The organism is Sporosarcina sp. FSL K6-1540 (genome assembly GCF_038620285.1).
Lineage (GTDB): Bacteria > Bacillota > Bacilli > Bacillales_A > Planococcaceae > Sporosarcina > Sporosarcina psychrophila.
On the sequence record NZ_CP152018.1, the window covers coordinates 2,466,616 to 2,491,030 of the forward strand.

General features: G+C 37.8%; 21 protein-coding genes, 1 other RNA gene and 1 pseudogene. 20 read left to right on the top strand and 3 right to left on the bottom strand.

The window, feature by feature from the left end:
• Positions 1–91: 91 nt before the first annotated feature.
• From MKY15_RS11570 to MKY15_RS11650, 17 genes are all read left to right on the top strand, one after another.
• The gene (locus MKY15_RS11570) at positions 92–1,273 is read left to right on the top strand and encodes a phosphoglycerate kinase (protein ID WP_342539744.1); all 1,182 of its coding nucleotides are present in this window, start codon (positions 92–94) and stop codon (positions 1,271–1,273) included.
• A gap of 15 nt (positions 1,274–1,288) precedes the next feature.
• A complete protein-coding gene (tpiA, locus tag MKY15_RS11575; protein ID WP_187046683.1) occupies positions 1,289–2,050 on the top strand; it encodes a triose-phosphate isomerase in 762 nt (253 codons plus the stop codon).
• Positions 2,043–3,569, top strand: a complete 1,527-nt coding sequence (gpmI, locus tag MKY15_RS11580; RefSeq protein ID WP_342537592.1) for a 2,3-bisphosphoglycerate-independent phosphoglycerate mutase — start codon at positions 2,043–2,045, stop codon at positions 3,567–3,569. Before tpiA ends, gpmI begins: the two co-directional genes overlap by 8 nt.
• A 15-nt stretch (positions 3,570–3,584) precedes the next feature.
• Positions 3,585–4,880 carry a phosphopyruvate hydratase gene (gene eno, locus MKY15_RS11585; protein WP_187046684.1) on the top strand — a complete coding sequence of 432 codons (1,296 nt, stop codon included), beginning with the start codon at positions 3,585–3,587 and terminating at the stop codon, positions 4,878–4,880.
• Positions 4,881–5,055: 175 nt separating this feature from the next.
• A complete protein-coding gene (gene secG, locus MKY15_RS11590) occupies positions 5,056–5,283 on the top strand; it encodes a preprotein translocase subunit SecG (protein WP_067206024.1) in 228 nt (75 codons plus the stop codon).
• Positions 5,284–5,756: 473 nt separating this feature from the next.
• A complete protein-coding gene (locus tag MKY15_RS11595; RefSeq protein ID WP_342537593.1) occupies positions 5,757–6,503 on the top strand; it encodes a carboxylesterase in 747 nt (248 codons plus the stop codon).
• Between the two features lie 92 nt (positions 6,504–6,595).
• Entirely contained in the window at positions 6,596–8,878 is a 2,283-nt protein-coding gene (gene rnr / locus MKY15_RS11600; RefSeq protein ID WP_231885816.1) for a ribonuclease R, read from the top strand.
• A 152-nt stretch (positions 8,879–9,030) separates the two neighbouring features.
• Entirely contained in the window at positions 9,031–9,498 is a 468-nt protein-coding gene (gene smpB, locus MKY15_RS11605; protein WP_067206031.1) for an SsrA-binding protein SmpB, read from the top strand.
• Positions 9,499–9,578: 80 nt separating this feature from the next.
• Positions 9,579–9,939, top strand: a transfer-messenger RNA (tmRNA) gene (gene ssrA, locus MKY15_RS11610).
• 162 nt (positions 9,940–10,101) lie between these two features.
• Positions 10,102–11,076, top strand: coding sequence for a site-specific integrase (locus MKY15_RS11615; protein ID WP_342537594.1), 975 nt, complete (start codon positions 10,102–10,104; stop codon positions 11,074–11,076).
• A gap of 331 nt (positions 11,077–11,407) precedes the next feature.
• Positions 11,408–12,031, top strand: coding sequence for a DJ-1/PfpI family protein (locus tag MKY15_RS11620; RefSeq protein ID WP_342537595.1), 624 nt, complete (start codon positions 11,408–11,410; stop codon positions 12,029–12,031).
• Between the two features lie 179 nt (positions 12,032–12,210).
• Positions 12,211–12,522 (top strand): hypothetical protein, encoded by a 312-nt coding sequence (locus MKY15_RS11625; RefSeq protein WP_340742757.1) that lies wholly within the window; start codon positions 12,211–12,213, stop codon positions 12,520–12,522.
• 159 nt (positions 12,523–12,681) lie between these two features.
• Positions 12,682–13,065, top strand: coding sequence for a hypothetical protein (locus tag MKY15_RS11630; RefSeq protein WP_342537596.1), 384 nt, complete (start codon positions 12,682–12,684; stop codon positions 13,063–13,065).
• Between the two features lie 126 nt (positions 13,066–13,191).
• Positions 13,192–13,404, top strand: a complete 213-nt coding sequence (locus MKY15_RS11635) for a hypothetical protein (protein WP_342537597.1) — start codon at positions 13,192–13,194, stop codon at positions 13,402–13,404.
• 201 nt (positions 13,405–13,605) lie between these two features.
• Positions 13,606–13,830 (top strand): DUF3953 domain-containing protein, encoded by a 225-nt coding sequence (locus MKY15_RS11640; RefSeq protein ID WP_187047213.1) that lies wholly within the window; start codon positions 13,606–13,608, stop codon positions 13,828–13,830.
• Between the two features lie 489 nt (positions 13,831–14,319).
• A complete protein-coding gene (locus MKY15_RS11645; RefSeq protein ID WP_067206581.1) occupies positions 14,320–14,829 on the top strand; it encodes a hypothetical protein in 510 nt (169 codons plus the stop codon).
• A gap of 262 nt (positions 14,830–15,091) precedes the next feature.
• The gene (locus MKY15_RS11650) at positions 15,092–15,436 is read left to right on the top strand and encodes a DUF6176 family protein (protein ID WP_342537598.1); all 345 of its coding nucleotides are present in this window, start codon (positions 15,092–15,094) and stop codon (positions 15,434–15,436) included.
• Between the two features lie 211 nt (positions 15,437–15,647).
• Here MKY15_RS11650 and MKY15_RS11655 read toward each other — a convergent pair.
• Both MKY15_RS11655 and MKY15_RS11660 read right to left on the bottom strand, forming a co-directional pair.
• Positions 15,648–15,827: pseudogene (locus tag MKY15_RS11655) on the bottom strand (recombinase family protein); the annotation flags it as partial.
• Positions 15,828–15,830: 3 nt separating this feature from the next.
• Complete coding sequence (locus tag MKY15_RS11660) at positions 15,831–16,397, bottom strand: tyrosine-type recombinase/integrase (protein ID WP_342537599.1); 567 nt, start codon at positions 16,395–16,397, stop codon at positions 15,831–15,833.
• Positions 16,398–17,145: 748 nt separating this feature from the next.
• On the opposite strand from MKY15_RS11660, the gene MKY15_RS11665 reads away from it, so the two are divergent.
• The 3 genes from MKY15_RS11665 to MKY15_RS11675 all read left to right on the top strand — a co-directional run bounded on the left by MKY15_RS11665 (position 17,146) and on the right by MKY15_RS11675 (position 22,891).
• Positions 17,146–17,781: a helix-turn-helix transcriptional regulator gene (locus MKY15_RS11665; protein WP_342537600.1), complete on the top strand. Its 636-nt coding sequence runs from the start codon at positions 17,146–17,148 to the stop codon at positions 17,779–17,781.
• 116 nt (positions 17,782–17,897) lie between these two features.
• Complete coding sequence (locus tag MKY15_RS11670) at positions 17,898–20,924, top strand: hypothetical protein (protein WP_342537601.1); 3,027 nt, start codon at positions 17,898–17,900, stop codon at positions 20,922–20,924.
• Positions 20,925–21,520: 596 nt separating this feature from the next.
• The gene (locus tag MKY15_RS11675; protein WP_342537602.1) at positions 21,521–22,891 is read left to right on the top strand and encodes a transposase; all 1,371 of its coding nucleotides are present in this window, start codon (positions 21,521–21,523) and stop codon (positions 22,889–22,891) included.
• 148 nt (positions 22,892–23,039) lie between these two features.
• On the opposite strand, the gene MKY15_RS11680 is transcribed toward MKY15_RS11675, so the two are convergent.
• Entirely contained in the window at positions 23,040–23,921 is an 882-nt protein-coding gene (locus MKY15_RS11680) for an HNH endonuclease (RefSeq protein ID WP_342537603.1), read from the bottom strand.
• Between the last annotated feature and the right edge of the window lie 494 nt (positions 23,922–24,415).

A 24,415-nucleotide genomic window follows, 5' to 3' on the forward strand; every position in this document is an offset into this window, starting at 1 on the left:
AAAACCCCTTATAATGTAGTTGGGTAAGAGGAGCGGGGGTTACCCCGTTCCTCATTTTTTTTTAGTATATATGGAGGTGGGCGTTTTCATGGTGTCGAAAAAGACGATGAAAGATATGCAGCTTGAAGGGAAACGCGTTTTTTGCCGGGTAGATTTCAATGTACCTATGGAAGATGGGAATGTAACGGATGATACAAGGATCCGTGCAGCAATTCCGACCATCAATTATATGGTAGCTCAGGGTGCGAAAGTTATTCTCGCGAGTCATTTAGGACGTCCAAAAGGCGAAGTGAATGAAGACATGCGGCTTACTGCTGCAGGCGAAAAACTTGCGGAATTGATTGGCAAGCCGGTAACAAAGCTCGATTCATCCATTGGGAAAGAAGTGGAAGAAACCATTTCGACAATGAAAAACGGCGATATCATTCTGCTTGAAAATGTTAGGTTCCATGCTGAAGAAGAAAAGAATGATGCAGGACTAGCGAAGCAATTTGCGGAACTCGCTGATGTTTTCGTCAATGATGCATTCGGTGCTGCACACCGTGCACATGCTTCTACTGCGGGCATAGCGCAACATATTCCGGCTGTATCTGGCCTCCTTCTTGAAAAAGAATTGGACATTCTCAGTAAGGCATTATCAGAGCCTGACCGTCCGTTCACAGCAATTATTGGCGGAGCCAAAGTGAAAGACAAAATTGGCGTCATCGATCATCTATTAGACAAAGTGGATAACTTGATTATCGGCGGCGGATTATCATATACATTTGCAAAAGCACAAGGTCATGAAATAGGAGATTCGCTCCTTGAGGAAGATAAAATCGACCTGGCGAACTCATTTATTCAGAAAGCCAAAGAAAAAGGCGTTAATTTATACTTACCAATCGACGTTGTTATAGCGGATGCGTTTTCAAAAGATGCAGAGACAAAAAACGTGAATATCGATTCCATACCAGAAGGATGGATGGGTCTGGATATTGGACCAAAAACAGCTGAACTTTACGCAGACGTTATTAAAGAGTCGAACTTAATCATTTGGAACGGGCCTATGGGTGTGTTTGAAATGGAGCCGTTCGCGGGTGGCACACAACGAGTTGCAAAAGCGATGGCTGAAACAAAAGCATATACAGTTATTGGTGGGGGCGATTCAGCCGCTGCTGTCGAAAAGTTCGGCGTAGGAGATAAAATGGATCACATTTCAACTGGTGGAGGCGCTTCTCTTGAATTCATGGAGGGAAAAGACCTACCGGGCCTCACTGCACTGAACGATAAATGATCGGGGGGAAACATTTTGCGAAAACGAATAATTGCGGGTAACTGGAAAATGTACAAGTCTCTTGAAGAAGCGAAAAGTTTCGCGATAGAAGTGCAAGAAAAAGCAGCAGCTTCAGAAAAAATGGAAGCGGTTATCTGTCCACCCGCTTTATACCTTTCAGAACTTGTACAAATTACAAAAGGTTCAGCAGTAGGTATTGGTGCACAAACGATGCATGACGTAAAAGAAGGTGCTTTCACGGGCGAAATCAGTCCAGCGATGCTGTCAGAAATCGGCGTTGGCTATGTTGTCCTGGGTCATTCTGAGCGTCGTCAATACTTCAACGAAACAGATGAATCCGTCAACAAGAAAGTCCATGCTGCATTTGACTACAAGCTTACGCCAATCGTCTGTGTGGGAGAATCACTTGAAGATCGGGAAAGTGGACAAACAGTTGAATTAGTAGCGGGACAAGTGAAAAAAGCATTCGAAGGCGTCAGCGCTGATTTAGCGGCACAAGCAGTCATAGCTTATGAGCCAATCTGGGCTATCGGTACAGGTAAAACAGCAACTGCACAAGATGCCAATGAAGTATGTGGAGCAATCCGTACGACAATCGGCGAATTATATAATGAAACAGTTGCAGACCAAATTCGTATTCAATATGGCGGTAGCGTTAAACCGGACAATATTGAAGAACTTCTCACAATGGAACATATCGATGGCGCACTTGTCGGCGGCGCAAGTTTGGATCCTGCATCATTCTTGAAATTGCTAGAGGCTGGAGCACATGAGTAAAAGTCCGGTAGCGCTTATCATTTTGGATGGCTTTGGCCTTCGTGATGACAAGCTAGGAAATGCAGTTGCACAGGCGAACAAGCCGAATTACGATCTATTATGGAACAACTTCCCGCATTCAACGCTGACAGCTTGTGGGGAGGCGGTAGGTCTTCCTGAAGGACAGATGGGTAACTCTGAAGTAGGGCATCTGAATATTGGAGCTGGTCGCGTCGTCTATCAAAGTTTGACTCGTATTAATAAGTCAATCAGGGAAGCTGACTTTTTCGATAACGAAACGCTTTTGAGAGCAGTTACACACGCGAAGGAAAACGGCTCAGCACTCCATCTGATGGGGTTACTATCCGACGGTGGTGTACATAGCCATTATGAGCATCTATTCGCGCTTCTTCGCCTAGCGAAGTTGAATGGACTTGATAAAGTATTTGTCCATGCCTTCCTGGATGGTCGTGATGTGAGCCCACAATCTTCTCTTGATTACATTGAAAAGACTGAAACATTCATGCAAGAGTTGGGTGTTGGCAAGTTTGCAAGTATTTCAGGACGGTATTATGCGATGGATCGTGATAAGCGCTGGGAGCGTTTGGAAAAGGTCTACCGTGCAATTGTTGAAGGCGCTGCTTTAACGGCAGCTACGCCGACTGCAGGCGTACTAGCGTCGTATAAGCAAGGCGTTCATGATGAATTCGTTGTACCTTTCCTTATTGAAGAACTTGGTAAACCGGTTGCGACGGTTGAAGATGGGGATGCGGTTGTATTCTTTAATTTCCGTCCAGACCGTGCCATTCAGCTTTCACGCGCCTTAACAGATTCTACTTTTGATGAATTTGAAACAGGAACGAAAAGATATAAAGATTTGAAGTTTGTGACGTTCACACATTATAGTGACGACATTGTTGCAGATGTCGCTTATAGTAGTGACAACTTGGAAAACACTCTTGGAGAAGTTATCGCCCGCAACGGTTTGACACAACTGCGCATTGCAGAAACCGAGAAGTTTCCACATGTCACTTTTTTCATGAGTGGCGGACGAGAAGACAAGTTCATAGGTGAAGAACGAATCTTGATAGCTTCACCGAAAGTTGCAACGTATGACTTGCAACCGGAGATGAGTGCTTACCAAGTGACGGAATCGCTTATTGAAGGAATTGAGGAGAATCGTTTTGATGCAATTATTCTCAATTTCGCAAATCCCGACATGGTCGGGCATAGTGGAATGCTGGAACCAACCATCAAAGCGATTGAAACGGTTGATATATGCCTTGGCAAAATTATCGACGCAATCCATGCTAAAGGCGGTACGGCAATCGTAACGGCTGATCATGGAAATGCTGATGAAGTAACTACGCAAGACGGGGCTCCGATGACGGCGCACACAACGAATCCGGTTCCGGTTATCGTTACGAAGGCGGGAATTAGTTTGCGCGAAGGCGGTAAACTCGCAGACTTGGCACCAACAATGCTAAAATTGTTACAAGTAGAACAACCGGTAGAAATGACCGGCACACCATTATTTTAAAAAGGGGAGAATGACATGCCAATCATTACACTTATCCAAGCGAGAGAAGTACTTGATTCACGTGGAAATCCAACAGTAGAGGTTGAAGTATTTACGGAAAGCGGTGCATTTGGTCGGGCAATCGTTCCATCTGGCGCTTCAACAGGCGAATATGAAGCAGTAGAACTACGTGACGGTGATCCGGATCGCTACTTGGGCAAGGGTGTTCTTCAAGCGGTTGACCATGTTAATGAAGTTATTTCGGCGGAATTGGAAGATGCGTTTTCAGTTCTTGATCAAGTGACGATTGACAAAGCGTTGATTGAAATTGATGGTACTGCCAACAAAGGTAAATTGGGCGCAAATGCAATTCTTGGCGTATCGATAGCTGTCGCACATGCTGCTTCTGATTATCTTGATATTCCCCTTTATCAATATCTAGGCGGCATTAACGCAAAACAATTGCCAGTGCCAATGATGAACATTCTAAACGGTGGCGAGCATGCGGATAACAACGTGGATATTCAAGAGTTTATGGTAATGCCAGTCGGCGCTACTTCATTCCACGAAGGTCTTCGTATGGGCGCGGAAATTTTCCATACCCTTAAAACTGTTCTACAGGCAAAAGGCTTGAATACATCAGTGGGTGATGAAGGCGGATTCGCTCCGAACTTATCTTCCAATGAAGAAGCTTTGTCTATTATCCTTGAAGCAATCGAAAAAGCAGGCTACAAACCAGGCGAGGAAGTTCTCCTTGCAATGGACGTTGCAGCATCTGAGTTTTTCAATAAAGAAGATGGTACGTACAATCTTGCTGGCGAAGGTATCGTAAAAACATCGGCAGAAATGGTTGATTGGTATGAAGAGCTTTGCAGTAAGTATCCAATCATCTCTATCGAAGATGGTTTGGATGAAAATGACTGGGCGGGTCATAAACTATTGACGGACCGCTTAGGCAAAAAAATTCAACTTGTCGGAGATGACTTGTTCGTAACGAACACAGAAAAACTGGCACGAGGAATTGAAGAGGGTATTGGTAACTCAATCCTTATCAAAGTGAACCAAATCGGTACATTGACGGAAACGTTTGATGCGATTGAAATGGCGAAGCGAGCTGGCTATACGGCAGTTATTTCCCACCGTTCAGGTGAATCAGAAGATACGACAATTGCTGATATCGCAGTTGCAACAAACGCTGGACAAATCAAAACAGGTGCACCATCTCGTACGGACCGCGTTGCGAAATACAACCAATTGCTTCGTATTGAAGATCAGCTAGATGATACTGCTGAGTATCTTGGTGTTAAAACGTTTTATAACTTGAAGAAATAATGATTGCTAAAAACCCGCTTCGGCGGGTTTTTCTTTGGTTTTTAATAGATTGAGTGGAAACTCACTGAGTGACTATGAGAACTTCTGTCTTAAAATTAGAACAATAGGTTGTAACACCAGTCTGTTTTTGGTAAAATAGAACTGTTGTGAAGTTCGAATCGGGAGGTGGAACAAAATGCATACTTTGCTGATGACACTGCTCGTAATCGTAGCACTATCATTGATCGTAGTCGTATTATTGCAATCTGGGAAAAGCGCAGGTCTATCAGGAGCCATCTCTGGCGGAGCCGAACAACTTTTCGGAAAACAAAAAGCACGTGGACTTGACCTCGTACTTCAACGGGTCACTGTTGTACTTGCCGTTTTGTTTATCGTATTGGCAATCGTCATTATGAAAGTATAATCTTAAATAGACCATTATCGCCTGACCTTCCGACTGGTCGGGCGTTTTTTATTAAAAGTAGGGAAGTATAAGTTTTCTACTGGGGTCGTTGTCTAGACTCCAGGCGCCAGCCGCTCGGGTCATAAGCAATCCAGCTATGTGGCAAAGAGCGCCACGTCGCTGGATCGACTTATGCCTGTCGCGTCTAGCGGGCGCCTTGCGCTTTTCTTAGTGTCTAGACTCCAGGCGCCTAGCCCCTCGAGTCGCTTCAGTCCTTAAGTTAAAGGCAAAGAGCGCCTTTATCTTAAGGCCCTCTAGCGCTTTTCGGGTCTACCAAGGCGCCTTGCACTTTTCTTAGTGTCTAGCTCCAGGCGCCAACTCCTCGGGACATAAGTCAGTCAGACTATTCGGCAAAGAACGCCGCTTAGCCCGCCCGTCTTATGCCTGTCGGAGCTGAACGGCGCCTTGCACTTTTCTTAGAAAGGATGATCTAAATGAGAATTGCACAACCGAAACCATTCTTTTTCGAAAGAGGGAAGCGTGCAGTTTTACTGCTACATGGATTTACAGGTACCTCAGCGGACGTACGGATGTTGGGACGGTTTCTTGAAAAGGAAGGCTACACCTCGCTTGCACCCCATTACAAAGGCCACGGTGTTCCCCCAGAAGAATTGATCCACACAGGTCCCGAAGAGTGGTGGGAAGATGTTCTTACGGGTTATAATCAATTAAAGGAAGCTGGATACGATGAGATTGCAGTTGCTGGATTGTCATTAGGAGGCGTATTTTCGCTCAAATTAGGGTATAACAAGCCAGTGAAGGGTATTGTTACAATGTGCGCGCCAATGTCGATGAGAACAACTGACATTATGTATGAAGGTGTCCTTAAATATGCACGGGAGTATAAGAAGTTTGAAGGGAAAGCCGAAGAAGACATCGAAAGAGATATAGAGGCATTACGTGCGCAAAATATGCCTTCTCTCGAAGAACTTCGTGCACTTGTCTATGATGTACGAGATCATATCGATCACATCTATGCACCGCTATTTGTTGTGCAGGCTACAAACGATGATGTTATCGATACCGATTCCGCAAACATTATTTATGACAATACCGAATCAGACATAAAAAATATTAAATGGTATGAACAATCGGGACATGTCATTACACTCGGACCCGAAAAAGTGAAACTTCATGAAGATATTTTGAAATTCTTGGAATCATTGGACTGGAATGAGTGAAAGATAAGACCAATGACCATACTATAGACTTATAAGGAGTGATGCAATTGGATAGCTTAGAACAAGACATACAGCAAAAATTGCTGTCTCTAATGAAAGAAGAATCGTATAAGCCGCTAACCGTACAGGAAATCCAGGAAGTACTGGGATTTGAACAGGCGGCGGAGTTTAAGGAACTAGTGAAAATGCTTGTTGACCTTGAACAAAAAGGGCAAATTATTCGCTCGAAATCGAACCGTTATGGCGTGCCAGAAGGCATGAATCTCCTTCGTGGAAAATTCATCGGGCATGCAAAAGGATTTGGTTTTGTGGCACCGGATGTAGAAGGAATGGATGATGTATTCATACCACCACATGAAGTAAATGGCGCGATGAACGGAGATACTGTTCTTATACGTGTCGTTAATGCCACATCAGGCGGTAGACGTGAAGGTGCAATTACACGTGTCGTGGAACGAAAAACGACAAAGGTAGTGGGCATGTACCAGAACAATAAAGGCTTCGGTTTCGTTGTTCCTGATGATAAAAAATTACCAATGGACGTTTTCATCGGTAAAGGAGATTCACTTGATGCGGTTGACGGTCACAAAGTCGTTGTTGAAATAACAGACTGGCCTGTAGACGGGAAATCAGCAACAGGTATGGTGACACAAATCCTTGGTCACAGAAATGATCCTGGCGTGGACATCTTGTCTATTATTCATAAGCATGGAATTGAAGTTGACTTTCCGCAAGCAGTACTAGACCAGGCAAATAAAATACCTGAAGAAGTTCAGGAAGAAGATTTGTTCAAACGTCGTGATCTCCGTGAAGAACTTTCGATTACAATTGATGGCGCGGATGCCAAAGACCTTGACGATGCCATTTCAGTTGTGAAAAACGACAATGGTAGCTATATATTATCTGTTCATATTTCGGATGTCAGTTATTATGTGACGGAGAATTCTGCAATGGGTGATGACGCTTATGACCGTGGAACAAGCGTGTACTTGACGGATAGAGTTATTCCGATGTTGCCGCATAGATTATCGAACGGAATCTGTTCATTGAATCCAGGTGTCGATAGGCTTACGTTATCTTGTACAATGACGATAGATCGCAACGGGAAAGTCGTTGAGCACGAAATATTTGAGAGTGTTATTCGCTCGAAAGAACGTATGACTTATAATGAAGTTTATAAAATCATCGAAGAAAAAGATGAAGAACTTTCAGAGAAATATGCACATGTTGTTCCTATGATTAACCATATGGCAGACCTCGCGGCTATTTTGAAACAGAAGAGAGAAGATCGTGGAGCCATTGATTTCAATTTCAAGGAATCGAAAATCCTTGTTGATGAAAAAGGATGGCCAACGGATGTTGTCATTATGGAGCGTACTGTATCAGAACGCCTGATAGAAGAATTCATGCTTGCTGCGAACGAAACAATCGCGGAACATTTCCACTGGCTTAAAGTACCGTTCATTTACCGAATTCACGAAGATCCGAAAGCTGAGAAATTACAACGTTTCTTCGAATTTCTAACGAACTTTGGTGTTGTTGTAAAAGGAACGGGCAATAAGGTCCATCCAAAAGCGTTGCAGGAAATCGTTGAATCAATTGAGGGTCTACCTGAAGAAACAGTTATTTCGACAATGCTCCTGCGTTCAATGCAACAGGCGAAGTATTTAGATCAAAGTCTGGGTCACTTTGGTTTATCCACAGAATTCTATACTCATTTCACGGCACCAATCCGCCGCTTCCCAGATTTGATTGTCCACCGTTTGATCCGGACATATCTAATTGAAAAAGACATGTCGACACAGACACTTGCGCATTGGAGTGCGATATTAGCTGATATTGCAGAGCATACATCTGAACGGGAACGTCGTGCAGTTGAAGCAGAACGTGATACAGAGTCACTGAAAAAAGCTCAATTTATGCTCGACAAAATTGGCGAAGAATTCGAAGGCGTTATTTCATCGGTTACAAACTTTGGTTTGTTTGTCGAACTGGAAAACACAATCGAAGGACTTGTTCACGTTAGTCATATGACAGATGATTATTATCGATTTGACGACAGACAAATGATGATGATTGGTGAACGTTCTGGCAAACAATACAGACTCGGCGACGAAGTAACCGTGAAAGTTATTGCTGTGAAGCCTGAAGAATCGACAATCGATTTTGAAATCGTTGGCATGAAACAAGACTTCCGTCGTACACGTAAAGAAACTCCAAAAGTCATCCATGCAAAGAAAAAGGATGGCGACAATAAATCTGGAGATAAATCAAAAGATAAAAAGAAAACAGGCACATATAGTAAAAAGAAAAAGTTCTATGAAGGCGCAGCGAAAAAAGCGGGTACTAAACCTAAGCCTAAAAAGAAAAAGTAAAGAAGGAGCGGTCTAGGCCGCTCCGCAGTTTTGCTTCCGGCTGTATTGTCACAAACTTTGAAAGGTTGCTTACCTGCGTCCAGCAGGCATAAGCGCTATTCAAAATTTGGATGCAATTACGCCGGGGCGTAATTGATTAAGGGGTGAAAGAAATGGCGAAAGGCCAGGGGAAGGTAGTCGCCGTTAATAAAAAGGCGAATCATGATTTTGCAATCGAAGAAACAATTGAGGCAGGTATTGTTCTACAAGGTACTGAAATCAAAGCAATTCGTACCAGTAAAGTTCAACTGCGTGATGCGTTTATAAGAATCCGCAATAACGAAGCGTGGATTACCAATATGCACATTAGCCCATATGACCACGGGAATCAGTTCAATCATGATCCGGTGCGTTCTAGAAAGTTACTTCTTCATAAAAAACAGATTAGCAAATTGATTGGACAAACGAAAGAACAGGGATCTGCGATTGTACCGATTAAGATGTATTTAAAAGACGGCTTTGCAAAAGTGTTAATTGGTGTTGGTAAAGGGAAGAAAGATTACGACAAACGCCAAGATCTGAAGAAAAAAGATGCGAAGCGTGAAATCGATCGTGCACTTAGAGATAGACAGAAATATTGAAGTTTTGATGGAAATGTGGTATACTAATTAATGTTCAAGTAGTTCAGAAGCCTTTAAATAGGTTCTCCTGACATCCCTTTGGGGACGTTACGGATTCGACAGGGGTCGTCTTAGCTTGAGTTGCGCGTCGGAGGGCTCGGCTCCGTCAGAAACGGCACCTTATAATAACAGGCAAAACTAACAACAACCTAGCATTCGCAGCGTAAGCTGTTGAATCTGCCTTACATTTCCATCGCCCATGTGGCATTTGTAGGGCTCAACCTTTAGTGGGATACGACGGCTGTTGCCTCTTGAGGCAGTCGGAAGAGACTTCCAAGATAGCGTACATGACGCCCTGATTGCCGGCATAATGCCACGCGAATCCAAATAGACAATCTACACGCGTAGATGCTTAAGTGTTAGAGCCTCTGGACGCGGGTTCGACTCCCGCCGTCTCCATATTTAAAACTGCTATAAACGCAGTCGTATCAACGGTTTTGAAGACTAGGGATATTGAACGGGAGTTGAACTCTTGTTGAATATCCCTTTTCTGCTCCCTACGGTAAATTATCATATTTCATGGTTCGTAGACCTTCTAATCAAAATGATTGGGAGGTTTTTTGTATGTCTAGAGGTAGAAAAAATGGAGTATTTGCAGTAGGTGGTGATGTTGTGGTCATGCCGACGAAGGTGAAGGTATTAGAACGAGAAGGAATGCTAATTGAGGCGGCACTTGATACCGTATTTCAGCAAATGAGGATTGCAGGGAACAGACAACGTACAATTGAAAGCTATCAGTACATCTTTGTACAGTTTGCTACGACTTGCAAGATTAGGTATGTAGAGGATATTACAATGGAAGCTCTCTATTATTACCTTGATGTACTAGAGGTTAGTTCTGCAACAAAATTGATTCGCTTAAAGTCCACGAAGGCAGTTCTCAGCAAGTTTTTTAATAATGGTTGGATTAAGGAGAAATTTTGGAATAGCATTCATATCAAGATTGATAAAGAGGTCAAAAAGGGAGCAAAGGAATCTGACATTGACAAGCTTCTAGAACTCATTGACCAGACATCATTTGTTGGTTTTAGAGACGCTGGGGCGATTAAGTTGATGTACAAGACTGGTATTCGTATTCGGACGTTAGGCGAGCTTAGGGAGCGTCATATCGACTTTGAAAATCTATGTCTGAACCTAGATGGCTCAACTTTGAAAAATCATAAGTTCCTAAAGCTGCCCATTGATGAGGAGCTTGCAGATATACTTAAAATGCTTATCAAATTAAATAATGGTATCCGCTCCCACTTTGGAACAGATAACCGAAATGTTTTTATCACGCAGAACGGTTTGCAAATGAACACAAGTAAATCATCGAACTGTGCAATCTCTAAGCAGCTTAACAAATATGCTAAGCGTTATGGACTTGAGAATATCAATGCACATGCCATTCGGAGAGGGTACGCCAAGTGTTTATTAGACAAGGGGGCAAGCATTGCACTAATCAGTAAAGCTTTAGGTCATTCCGACCTAGCAGTAACTACTCAATACTTAGATTTAGATGTAGAAGAGGTAGCAAGCAGTTTGAGAGACTACCTATGATAATTTAACTATTTATTATAATAGTGGAAGAAGTAGAATGGCTAGATTAAACGCTTAAATTTAAAGAATACAGTCTTTCGTTAGATTGTATTCTTTTTATTTTCTATTGTTTATGATGGCTTAATGGAGCAGTAATAAATAATTATAGTGTCGGTTATTACTATTTAAGTTACAATAATAGTAAATGTAACCAATTGTTGATACGGATTTTGGTTATCGAATATTGAACTAACGGGGCATTTTAGCGGAAGAAGTGGTTAAACAATGGGTATCTTGAATAGGCGTTTAAGGTTATGCTCAAGTAAAGTGTTTTGATAGAGGAGATATAATAATGAAAAAGAGAAAAGCTGGAATTTTGCTCTATGATTTTGTAGATGTTTTAGACTTTGCTGGTCCAGCTGAAGTTTTATCATTAACCGCCAATAATAAAGCTGAGCAAGCATTTACCCTTTACAAAAAGCAGTTGTTACCAACGAGACCGTTTGAAGTAATGACTATTACAGACACAGGAATGCAAATAAAAACTCATTCAGGGATAAAAGTAGAACCTGATTTTAGCATTGATAATAGTCCTGAATTAGATATTCTAATAATTCCAGGTGGACCTTTAAGGGCGGTACAATCTGTGGTTAAAAACCAAAAGATAAGAGATTGGATTATTAAACATAATAGTATTGAATATATATGCTCAGTCTGTACTGGAGCATATATATTAGGCGAAACTGGTTTGTTAGATGGAAAGAAAGCAACGACTCATCATTTAGCATTGAAAGTATTACAAGAAAAATACCCTGATATTCGAGTAGTATCAGATAGCAAAGTTGTACACGATAGTAACCTCATAACTTCTGGTGGAGTTTCTTCAGGAATTAACATGGCACTATATCTCGTTGAGCAAATTATGGGAAGAACTACTTCTGAAAGAACAGCTAAAACTATTGAATTTGTACAATAAATAATTTCGCTAACGGGTGCTTAGTTGAACAACAGTAATGCTTTTCTTGTTGAACTAACGGGGCAGTTTAGTTGAACAAGGTTGTTTAACTTATGTTCAACAATCGGGCAATTTTCTAAGACGAAAAATGTAACATTTCTTGAAAATACTTGTCTGAGTTTTAAAGGAGGAATGTGGCAATGAGAAATAAGATTATTTTATTCTGTTTTACCGTAGTTGCTAGTCTACTATTTGCCTGCGGTTCTGAGAATCCGAAAGTCAAAGCAACTTTTGTAGGAACAATCGAGGAAATCCATAGTAGCGGAACTGCTTACGTTTCTGAAATTGAAGCGAACGATAATAAACTTTCAGGAACTGTTGAAATTGATCTCCCTGCGAATGCAGAAGAACCGTTCCAAGTAGGTGATAAGGTGAGAGTCGGATATGATGGTACGGGTTTGGAAATAGCTCCAGTGAGAATTTCTACAATCACTATAGAAAAAGTGGAATAATCTTCATTTTTCTTCTTAAACTAACGGGGTGCTTTACTTCAAGAAGGAGTAAAGCATTTTTCCTTATTGAACTAACGAAGCAGATTAATTGAATAAGAATGGTATAGTTTTACTTATGAGGTATAGTTTTTCCTAGTTAAATGAAATGGGGGGAATAAAATGAGAAAGTTTATAGTTTTGGGGATTTTATTGTTACTATTTTTAGTTGGTTGTTCAACTAAAACAACTGATGAAAAAGTTGTAACCGTTGTAAGTAATTACTTACAAGCTGTAGAAACAAAGGATATATCATCAATGGTAAAATATGCTGATGATATAAGATTTCCAGATAAAGCTGAGCAAAAAGAGCAATATTCAAGTATTTTTGACGAAGATATTCACTCAGATGTTACTGATACTAAAATAGTAGAGCTTAAAAAGGTAAACGAAACGGAGTTTGAAGCAACTATCGAACTGATTGAACAGGGAGATTTAACCAAATTAACTTTCCCTGTTAAGAAGCAAAAAAGAAGTTGGAAAGTTATTGTTGGACAAGATAGATAGCAAATGAAGACTATTCTTCTTCAAGTAACGGGTGCTTTACTTCAATTAGGGGTTAAGCACCCTTTTCTTCTTCAACTAAAGGGGCAGTTTAGTTGAAGAAGGAATTCTATTCAAGGAGGAGTTTTAATGAAAAAGAAAAACTATGTTATTGCATTTATTGCAGGGGTAGCAGTGACTCTTTTTATATTACCTTTACTTTATGCGTTAGGTGTTCCATCCTTTGATGTTGTGTTAAATTCTTTATTTGGTAAAGATAGTATACTGGCTATTATCTTTTCATTAGTTCTTATTATAATAATTTTGTTTTTGCTTGTTAAATATGTAAATAAAAAAGGATAACGTCACGTTTTAGCATTAGTAGATTTCAAACTAACGGGTGCTTTAGTTCAACAACAAGGGCTTCTTAGGGAGCTCTTTTTTCTTATTGAACTAACGGGGCAGGTTAGTTAACAAGGAGTTCCATTTTTTAAACAAAAATAGAGTTCAATATGATACGGTTAAATAAGAACTTGTGTAGGAATTTAATGGGGGCAAAGGTATATGTTGAAAATACTAAGAATTATCTTATCGGTTATTGTTATGGCACTAGCAGGTTATAGTCTAATTACTAAAAACTTTGAGTTTATGTCATATATGATGTTTTTCCTAGGCGTACTTATGTTGGTTACCGGAGTTGCGGAACTACAAGCAAAACGGAAAACTAATGCGATATCTTCTATCCTTGCAGCAGCATTTTTATTTTTTGTCGCCATTTATACTTTTTAAGCTAGAAGCAGGTTAGTTGAACAATGAAACAACTACAAAGGAGTGAGAATATGATTGTTTTTCAATTAATAGGAGTCTTTTTAATGCCTATCATGTGCGTTATATTTTGTTTGAATTTGGTTTCTATATTGAAAAAGGTAAAACACGATGAAAAAACTACGGTCAATACTTTTTGGCTTACAATATCGTTTACTCTTATTATGTGGAGCATTGCAGTGCTAGCAGCAGTCAGTTATTAAGCTAACGGGTGCTTTACAACAAGAAGGAGTAAAGCCTTTTTTCTTATTGAACTAAAGTAGCAGGTTAGTTCAATAAGAAAAGTCATACTTAGCCATATTATGAAGTGGTGTTACGAGATAGTAGTAGGGGCAAGGTAATAAGCTACGTAGTACTAGACGTACCCGAAGTTTATCGGAGTAAATAGTATGACTTCACTTTATCAATATTTAAATAATGATGCATGAAAGAAATGAAAAGGAGTTGATGAAAGTGATAGAAGACCTATCCAAAGAAGAACATGGTATGAGTGGAACCGTCCGTTCTAAATTATTTGATAAGAACTTAGAAGTGTGGATTGAAGAAGATGTGAGCGTTGAGTATGTCAATTTATGTGCAAAGTCTCTCAGTAGTATAGATGATAACCTTATAGAAGATATATGCAAAGCAGCCATCACTTACTCCGAAGACTTCTGTGAAATGGTTGGACAAGTGCCTCCTAAAATTGAAAAGATGAGGGACATCCTTCAGTATGTAGAATTTGGCTCTATGCTTGTAGATGAGCCAGAGGATAATTCGGTACCAGTTGTCCATTTAATAGGAGGCTGCGAGTGGGAACCAGAGCATGGGATTGAAGTCATTATCCGCAATGGAGAATTAATCTACCTGGGAGCTTACAATGGTGAATGGGCGTGGGGAGAACTGGAACACTATGAGGAAGACTATAACTATGCCTTTGTGGTAAAACAAAGTGTAGAAATAGAAAAAGAGAACTTAGATTAACATTAACAACTTGTCCTTTGTTAAAAATGAATTTGGATATGCTTCTCCAAGCTCATTTTTCTATAAAAACCAACCATTAACTTTAACATAGCCATAGAGAAAAGAATTATCGTAGTCGGCATGATTATCCTTTAATAACATCTGATTTTCATAATCCTTCTTCAACTAACGAAGCAGGTTAGTTGAAATAGGAGATAAGGTTGGTTCTGTTAGAATGTGGTAAATTATATATGGACTAAAAAATAGGAAGGAACGATTCACAGTGAATATTGAGTGCACGCGATATCGAGTAAAACAAGGTAAAACAGAAAAAGTAAATGAGTGGTTAGCTTTCTTGAATGAACATAAGGAAGATGTACTAGTTACCCTTGAAGGCGAGAAAATGTACATAGAAACGATATTTCGAGAAGTTTTAAGTGGAGAAGAATATTTGTATTGGTATTCTGTTCAAGGGACAGGTGGAATTGATGTCGATGAATCAGAACATTGGATTGATAAAAAACACATTGAATATTGGGCTGAATGTATTGATGGAACCTATAAACCTGTAGATTTACAAACTGAGGTAGTGATGATTCCTGAAAAAGTAAGAAATTCTATGAAGTAAGCACTTATTAAACTAACGAGGTGCTTTAGTTGAAGAAATAAACTTATTCAAAAATAGTAAGCATCGGTTGTAGCACCGATGCTCTTTTGTCGTTGAAATAAGTGTTATTGCTAATAGCCCTATTCTCTTTTGTCCCTCAAAAGAGAATCCGTTACATTTATTTAGCTTCTTTTATTTTGGCATAGATAGTTCAACGAGGTGCGCCAGTCAATTATACGATACCATTCACACTTAATCCCTTTTCTTCTCTCTCAGCAAAAAGGCTTAAAGCCTTCTTAACTTGTTTTTCATCCTGCCCTTTCCTTCCTATGTGTTTCCCCTGTGCCTTAGCACTTTCTCTTCCTTCTGCTGTCCTATCATTGATTAAGACACGTTCAAATTCAGCGATAGCACATTACAGTAGAAACGTACTCAATGAGTCGTCTACTTCCTCTTGAGTTATCCCGATATACAATAAAGTTGTGCTGGGTTTGTCATGATTTAATATATATTGTAGTTTTGCAATATCTTTTTCCTTCTTATAAAACCAGAAACCAAAAGTTTTCCTACATGTGTGTAATCCCACTGACTCAATATCAACCATCTCAGCAGCCTTTACAAACTGCCTATAAGCTTGTGTAGTACTGATAGCATTGTCACCTTTACGACTAGGGAAAAGCCATTTAGTGTTTCCTAACGTATTTATGTATGCGTTCAGTTCATCGTAGATATTAGATAGATTAATTTCACGTTTCTTTTTGGTCTTACCTTCATATATTACGACACGCTTCTTTCCTTTTATATCCACTACTTTGAATTTTAGCAAATCCCCAATTCTCAATCCTGTATTAATTCCAATTAAAAACATTATATAGTCACGTTCACCACACCATTTTTTAAGTGACCATTTCATATCTTCGATTTTTTCCAATGACCGAATGGGTTGCACGTCTTTGATTTCAGTTTTCTTATTGACTGTCATTTTTTCTCCTCCTAATAAACTCAATGGATTCAACGATTTGAATGTAACATATTTATTGTTAATCCTAGAATAGCACATAAAACAAATAAAACTAATAAAATCAATAAAATGAATGTAACTTATTGTCTATTAAGTTACATTGAGTCGGAATAATGGAATTGTATGGATTGTCGACAGTATTAGTATTGAGTTGAAATAACAGGGAGAGGCGGCAGCAAGCAAAGCGGAAGACGTGTAAATATTGAGTTACCAATGGAATTATTGTTACTTATGAAGGAGTAGAGAAAAATGGAAAAGAAAACAGAAGTAATGTTAGAAGAGTAATTAATTAAAGCAGCAGAAAGATTAATGATTAGGAGTAGTTAGAAGATGCTTCACTGTTGGACACGAATCAATGGAACATTTACCGTCTATATAATCTTGAAAATGGGTTAGCGCAATGATTAGAGCCGATGGGATAGATACGGCAGGGAAAAAGGAATTACGACAGATTCATAAATGTAAAACAGTTGAGACGATTAACGATGAGTGTTTTTTTATTTGTTAGGGGGGTGCTTTACAGTTAAAGAAGGGTTGATATTTGAACAATGGTGCGGAACTATTCTACGGAGAAACCCCTTTTTGAGAGTTCACGATACGAAACTTAGTTAAATGATAACTGTGTACTTTTAAAAAAATTCAAATAAAGCTTTACTTAACGTTAAGTTAAGTATATGATGAAATCATAGTAAGTAAGGAGGAAGTTGAGATGAAGAATAATCTTAAGCAAATAAGAAAAATTAAAGGAATAACTCAAAAGGATTTAGCTGAACATCTTCAAGTGAGTAAAGCAATGGTTAGTATGTGGGAAAATAATCCTGATGAAAAAATTCCGCTTTTGAGAGTCAAGCAGATATCCCATTATCTTAAAGTGAATGAGCAAGAGTTATATGCTAATGAGTTAAATATGGAGGATATTGAAAAGGATGCTATACAAGAAAGAATTGAAGTATTGGCGGAGAAATATGCAGCAACATCCGAATCCCAGAGTTTAGAACACATAAAAAAAATTGGGCAGCAACATAAAATAATATCAAATGAATTAAATCTGATTTTTGATGAACCAGATAAGTTAGAGAATGCTAAACGTTTCTTACAAACCATAAATGACACAGCACTAGAAAAAGTATTTGACCGAAATATTCATCCATTTGCTTTAAGCGCATTTCTCAATAGGCTGTTGTTGTTAATGGAAGAAAAGAATCCGTCAAGGCTCGAATATTTATTTAAAGTACTTGAATATTTAACACTACTCGATGAAGAAAATCACCTAGATGTAGAAAGAACCTGGCTAAGTCAGTATGAAGATGATTTACCAAGATTCCATGAATTAATGAAATCGTAAATATACAGTAAAGGTAATAGTAACCTGTTTCATAATAGTACACAGTTCTTACTATAACTATATAGAAAACTATGTACTATCAAAATCAAAAGTAAGCATAAAAAGGGGGCAAGTAAATGGTTTTAATGAGCTTGGTAGAAGAGAAGACAGAGGAAATTGGAAAGACTGTTATGGATTTTTTAGAAATCATCCATGGTGAAGGTGCATACGAAATTAGATTTATACCTGTGGATAGAGCATTAGGCAAATCAATTAGTATTATGAAATATGGAAATGACATTTACAGCAATAACAGTAAGGGGGTAAAAGTGAGAGTTTGTGATGCTAGCCCCAAGAGTGTTGGGGATTGTCTTAATGGAAGCCTAATGCATGCAGGGTGGACAGGAGTAACATTTACAGTTAATTCTCCGGATTTTGACCAAATGAAATCTTGCACAGCAACTAATGAACATATCAAGACTGGAAAGATTAATGCTCAGTTTGTTGATATTGATGCGCCAAAGGAACTTAGGCTCAATGCGGAATTGTTAAGGTTATGGAAACGAGAAACAAAACATAGAATACTTAACTTTGGGCTAAGACCTGCAATAGTTGTTGAAACTAAAAATGGTTATCATGTCTATTGGTTATTAGATAATGGTCAATATAATTCATTCAAATACATTCAAATGCAATTGGTGCAGTATTTTAATGGAGATAAAAATTGTATAAATGAATCAAGAGTTTTAAGACTACCATATTTCAAGCATTTAAAAAATATAAATGAACCATTTATGGTGAAACCACAATTTAGCGAGCTCAAAAATAGATATACCCAAGAGGAAATGAAAAACGCTCTGCCAGAATTAGAAGAAGACATCCTGAAAAAGATTTTGCGGGAAACTGGAGAATTTGATTTAAGTGGAATAAGTTCTGTTAGAAAAGGCGATATTATTGGACTTATAACAACTAGGATTCCTGAAAAGATAGTAAATCAATATCAAAATAAGATTACCATGCATTGCTGTATGCCTGAACATGAGGATAGAAATCCTAGTGCATTCATTAATACAGACTGCATGTGGTATCATTGTTCGGGTTGTGGAACCAGCATGAAATTACGTGAGCTAGTTGAAGAATTAGGATGGAAAGACATAATTGATGTGTGGGACAAATACGACATTGACATTTTAGAGGAAATAGAAAAAATACATAAACTGATGGTTGATGTTGAAGACCTGCAACACTTAACTATGACTGTCGAAGAGGAATTACAAGTAATCCATATCACTGGGAAGGTAATTGAACAGCTGAATACCTACGAACAGACTCCTAATGAAAGACATAAGAAATATTTGCGTGACATAGCACAAGTTTTACTTAAAGCTTATAAGGACAAGCCATATCTAATACCCCTAGACATGGGTGGTGGGAAATCATTATTAATAGAGATATACCTTCAGGTAATGATGAAGAGAAATAACGACTTTGGTGCTGTAGTTGTTCTTGGTCGAATAGAAGATGTTAAAGAGATTGTAGAGAAGTTGAACAAGGCTATTGGCTATCAGGTGGCTTATCCGTTGTATGGTTTTGATAAGCAAGAATGTCTATTGAATAGCCGAAAAGGAAAAGACTTTAACCGTTGCCCAGCAAGTATGGGGAAGACATGTCCTTTTACAAAAGAATGCCGCTATTGGACACAAAATTCGGAACAAGAGAACTATCCTATTGTAGTTATGACCTCTGCGAGGTTAAATCTGAAACATGATAGTCTAGATACATATAATAGCTACAATAAAAAGGGGAATGAGAGTGAGAAAATAGGAAAGAGAGAAATGCTTATTATTGATGAGAAACCTAAATTAACCAAAGTGGAAACCTTGAATTTAAAAGGATTCAATCTTTTTACTGGCAGTATCCTTGAAAAGTTAGAGGGTTTTGACTTTAACGGGAAATTAAAAGCATATTCTGAATTTAAAAATCTTGTAGATAAGGTAAAGCCGATTTATAGGTTTGATGCAGTGGGAAGGGAGATATTTGAACCCTTGGATTCAAACTTTGGACTTACTGAAGTTTTTTGGAAAGACTTTAACAGTATATATGATTACCACGATGATGCTTTCAAAATACCAGAAATTCTAGAGAGCATTGTAAGAACAGGTGGTCATCTAGAAGAGATTGACAATGAAAAAGTTTCAATTACAACATCAACCACAATACCTTATACGAAATTCGGTAAATATAAAACAGTCATTTTTGATGGAACAGCAGACATTGACATTGAATATCAACATGAAAAATTCCATGTTATTAATTTAGAACCAATTAGAACTTATGAAGGACTTACATTTTTTAAATGTAATCAAATTAATGGCTCAAAAACAAGCATGCAGAGTGAAGATAAGTTACAGGCATTCATTAAAGATGTAAAGGCAATTGCGGATGAAAATCCTGAAGAGATAATTTTTGTTCCTGTATTTAAGGATAATAAGTCTTACATAGAAGAATATTTACAAGAATACATAGACTCTAATCGAGTTATAGTTGCTCATTATGGTTCCACTAGGGGAAGTAACAAGTACAAAGATTGCAGTATTATAGTTTTGGGTGGCATTCTTCATAAGACAGAAAACTATTATATTGGTAAGGCGAATGCAATGTATGTGACCATGGGCGAAATTCTAGAAGATATTTCTAGCTCAAACTTTGGGAAGATGAGACGATTCAATGACCATAATATTGAATTGATTAAACTTCTGGATATGCTAGTGGATTACTCACAAGAAATCAAACGCAGCAGTCAACGTGATAATTCGAGTAATGTTAAAGGGAAAGTATATATTTTTCATAATGATGAAATTCTCTTAGATATTATTGGATTTAAGTTTCCTGGAAGTAAAATTGAGAAATGGTCACCTAAACATATTGTCGAAGATTATATTTTTGGGAAGAATAATAACAAGAGTGTACAGGCTGTTTGTTACTTCCTAAAAAGTTCAGCTGAAGAAGCAATTTATTTTACTGATATTCGAGAAGCTGTCGGTTTATCACCGCAAGCATTTAGTAATACGTTAAAGAACCCATATGTAATAGCGTTTCTTGAAGCGAATGGTTTTGAAGAACGAAAAGATGGAAGTAAGAAGTTTTTTATGAAAGTTAGTTGAATAAATAATAGTACATAGTCTACCCTATAAACTTTATAGGGAACTATGTACTATTTTTTTTTGAAATTATAAAAACATGAGTATTATATTGACCACTTGGGTATACTAAATAATTTATTTGTATTTCATGTTTAATCCTTTTAACTATTGACTATGTTAGTTAGTAAGAAATCTTAAAAGGAGGGTATGGTTTTTCTTCTTCACAACTTAATAAACAAGGATTTTACAAAGATTTAGCAGGTGCGAACCACAAGCGAACATGAAAACGTTAGGCGATTCGCACCAAGTTAAACTCTTTACGGTTACTTACGCCCGTAATATCGAGACAGTGAGGATTAGATACAGCCTAATACACTCGATAAATTCATAACTATACAAGTTGCTTCTCATTTATACATCATTTCGGCTGTAACAACCTGTACATGTGTATGAATGGTAAGTCCCTCACCACTTATAGTGTTTAGTATGTACTTTAGTAACAACCTGTATATGTGTATGAATGGTAAGCCTGTCATTATAGATAGTGTTTGCGTATCTAAATGTAACAACTTGTACATGTGCATGAAAAACGATAAAGAGAATAGAGGTTAGTAAAAGTGAATAAGGAAAAAGTTCTGATTAAGGCAATCAAATACAGAATTAAATTCAACAAAGACATATATAGAATACTATCTGTCATACAGTACGATGTATTCAGAATAAAAAATAAAGCAACATCGATGGCTTGGGACTGGCAACAATTTTCCTTTGGATATAACGAGAGATTTGGGGAATTCCCGAAAGAGAAAGATTTTCTTGGCAAGGTATTATTTACAGACATTTACCAAGAGTTAAGGGGGATGGGTGAAAATATAAGTTCTTCTACTTATAACGCAGCTATCAAAGAGTCTGTAGATAAATTTAAAGAGCAACGATTAAGGATAACAAGAGGAGAAGAATCCATAGCAAACTATAAGAAAACAGGTTCAATCCCTATTAGAGAAAGTCAAATTAAAGGTATTGAAAAATTGAACTCTAAGACGTACATGTGCAATATGTCACTACTATCCACCAAGTATGTAAAAGAGTTGAGGATTGAGCGAAATGATAAAACCATAAAAACGCAATTTCCTATTACCCTTATGTCTGGAGGCAGTGCAAGTTCTATTTTAGATAGAATTATAACAGGAGAGTATAAACTACGTGACAGTAGAATCACGATGGATAGAAAGAATAGATTCTTTTTAGCGGTAGTTTATCAATTTACACCAGAAGTAAAAGATGGATTAAATAAAGATAATATTATAGGGATTGATATTGGTGTAGCTGTTCCTGCATATCTAGCAGTTTCAAATGACGGATATTACAGACAGCCAGTAGGAGATGCAAAAGAAATAAGAAATTTCCAAAATCAGATGGAATCAAGAAAGAGAGCATTGCAAAGGTCTAGAAAGTGGGCAGGGGATGGGTCAGTTGGACATGGCACTAAGACTAGAATTAAACCGCTAGAGAAACTTTCGGGTAAGATTGCGCGATATAAAGAGCATAAAAATCATGTATGGAGTCGCTACATCATAGAAGAAGCTGTTAAAAATGATTGTGGAACTATTCAAATGGAAGACTTGACAGGTATCGCAGTTGATTCGCCTTTCCTTAAAACATGGAGTTACTACCAATTGCAAGAAATGATAACTTATAAAGCTAAAGAAATTGGAATTGATGTTGTAAAAGTGAAGCCTACTTATACATCTAGTCGATGTAATAAATGTGGCAACATTCATTTTAAGGAAGACAAGAACAGTTGGAGAGATACGCAAGATAGGTTTAAGTGTATGTCATGTGATTGGGGACATAAATTTTATGTCAATGCAGACTGGAATGCGGCTTTGAATATTTCTGTGTTTGGGATTGAAGATATAATTAAAGAACAGTTGGAAGTGCAGAAAAAGCATTCAATTGATGTAAGTGAGATGCAAAAGGAGATATAAAATAATCTCTAAATGCGAATCGATTTGTGGAATAAAGGTTTGGAAGAAAGAGGATATATATTAGTTGAATAAATAATAGTACATAGTCTACCCTATTAACTTTATAGAGAACTATGTACTATTTTTTGTGAATCAATTTAAAGGTTTTTCATATGGGAACATTATTTATACTAATATTATTTATAGCTCTCTCACTAATTTTTATGACGTCTGCTTCTATTTCCAAGTGATGAATTTTTCTATGGCAGTTCGGACATAAAGCAACTACGTTGTTGGTGGTATCACTACCACCCTTGGACAAATAATGAATATGATGTACTTCTAAAAACGGTTCACCTTGTTTATCCAGAAAAGGAGCATTCATATCGCATAATTGGCAAATTCCGTTAGAAACTCTTCTAGCAAATTCCCTGATATAAACACTTCTAGTATAGGCAGATGTCTGGGTTGTAGTTAAACTGTTATTTTCTTTTGCTTCTAGGTTAATAATTTTTTCTTTTAAATACTTTAATGAGATACTTTCAAAATATTTTAATCTGAGAATATAATAGTCATTGTAAATATTGGGAAAAAACATCTTATACTCATAATTTCTTATCTCTCTCCATGCCTGTTGGTCGCTTTTAATTTGCCCGATTGAATTAAACCTAGTAGACCAAATTTTATCAAGTGTTATTCCATTTACCTTTGCTTCATTAACGATACTAGCTGCTTGTGCCTCTGTGTTTGCTAGTAATATTTGGTGCCTAAATAAAATGCTGTATTTTCGTCTAGTTGTTTGTAGAATCTTATTCTTTAAATTTATACAGTCGTCATAATCCTCGATAAAAAATATTAATGAGCCAGTATAAAACTTGAAAGAAGGGTTAAATTTAAGTTTCTCTAACTTATTACAGAATTCTTTAACTTCCTCGTAATTTTTTAGATAATATAGCATCATCTTAAGTTCTTCTGTTGAAGGTTTTCTATTCTGCTTTTTTAGTAAATCTAAATACAGTAGTACTTCTGATAAATCCATTTCAATATTCATGAAAGTCCCCCTTTGTTTCATTAATTATTATATAATATATCATTGTGAAATATTGAAACAACTCCAGTGTACCAAATCTTGAACAATAAGACTTGGGCTGACATGGGACTTAAATGGACAAGTAAACTGCATCATCAGAAATTGAATTGTCATGACGTTCAAGAAATTAAAAAACTTATAGCAATAGGAATGAGAGTGAAGGATATTGCAGAAAAGTATAAGTCTTCAGTCTCGAATATCTCGAAAATAAAAAACGGTATTTATTGGAGTGAAGTTTAATCATTATTAAAATCTGAATGAAATCACGATTTTATTGACTTAAGTAGACATGTTCTTTTTTGACCATGTTTTCTAAACCCTGTTGACTAATATCAACAGGGTTTAGGGGTGACGCGGGGGTTCAAAGCTTTTTCAAAGGCATATAATCAATCTCAAAGGTATCAAGGAATTAAACGGAATTTGAAACGAAAAAATGCATTGTTTCACAATTAGTT

Coding starts and splice junctions, on each gene's coding strand:
- MKY15_RS11640 (WP_187047213.1), top strand. CDS start 13,606: ATGTTGAAAATACTAAGAATTATCTTATCGGTTATTGTTATGGCACTA.
- MKY15_RS11635 (WP_342537597.1), top strand. CDS start 13,192: ATGAAAAAGAAAAACTATGTTATTGCATTTATTGCAGGGGTAGCAGTG.
- MKY15_RS11625 (WP_340742757.1), top strand. CDS start 12,211: ATGAGAAATAAGATTATTTTATTCTGTTTTACCGTAGTTGCTAGTCTA.
- smpB (WP_067206031.1), top strand. CDS start 9,031: ATGGCGAAAGGCCAGGGGAAGGTAGTCGCCGTTAATAAAAAGGCGAAT.
- MKY15_RS11595 (WP_342537593.1), top strand. CDS start 5,757: ATGAGAATTGCACAACCGAAACCATTCTTTTTCGAAAGAGGGAAGCGT.
- MKY15_RS11615 (WP_342537594.1), top strand. CDS start 10,102: ATGTCTAGAGGTAGAAAAAATGGAGTATTTGCAGTAGGTGGTGATGTT.
- eno (WP_187046684.1), top strand. CDS start 3,585: ATGCCAATCATTACACTTATCCAAGCGAGAGAAGTACTTGATTCACGT.
- MKY15_RS11630 (WP_342537596.1), top strand. CDS start 12,682: ATGAGAAAGTTTATAGTTTTGGGGATTTTATTGTTACTATTTTTAGTT.
- gpmI (WP_342537592.1), top strand. CDS start 2,043: ATGAGTAAAAGTCCGGTAGCGCTTATCATTTTGGATGGCTTTGGCCTT.
- MKY15_RS11660 (WP_342537599.1), bottom strand. CDS start 16,397: ATGACAGTCAATAAGAAAACTGAAATCAAAGACGTGCAACCCATTCGG.
- MKY15_RS11665 (WP_342537600.1), top strand. CDS start 17,146: ATGAAGAATAATCTTAAGCAAATAAGAAAAATTAAAGGAATAACTCAA.
- MKY15_RS11670 (WP_342537601.1), top strand. CDS start 17,898: ATGGTTTTAATGAGCTTGGTAGAAGAGAAGACAGAGGAAATTGGAAAG.
- MKY15_RS11680 (WP_342537603.1), bottom strand. CDS start 23,921: ATGAATATTGAAATGGATTTATCAGAAGTACTACTGTATTTAGATTTA.
- MKY15_RS11620 (WP_342537595.1), top strand. CDS start 11,408: ATGAAAAAGAGAAAAGCTGGAATTTTGCTCTATGATTTTGTAGATGTT.
- rnr (WP_231885816.1), top strand. CDS start 6,596: ATGAAAGAAGAATCGTATAAGCCGCTAACCGTACAGGAAATCCAGGAA.
- secG (WP_067206024.1), top strand. CDS start 5,056: ATGCATACTTTGCTGATGACACTGCTCGTAATCGTAGCACTATCATTG.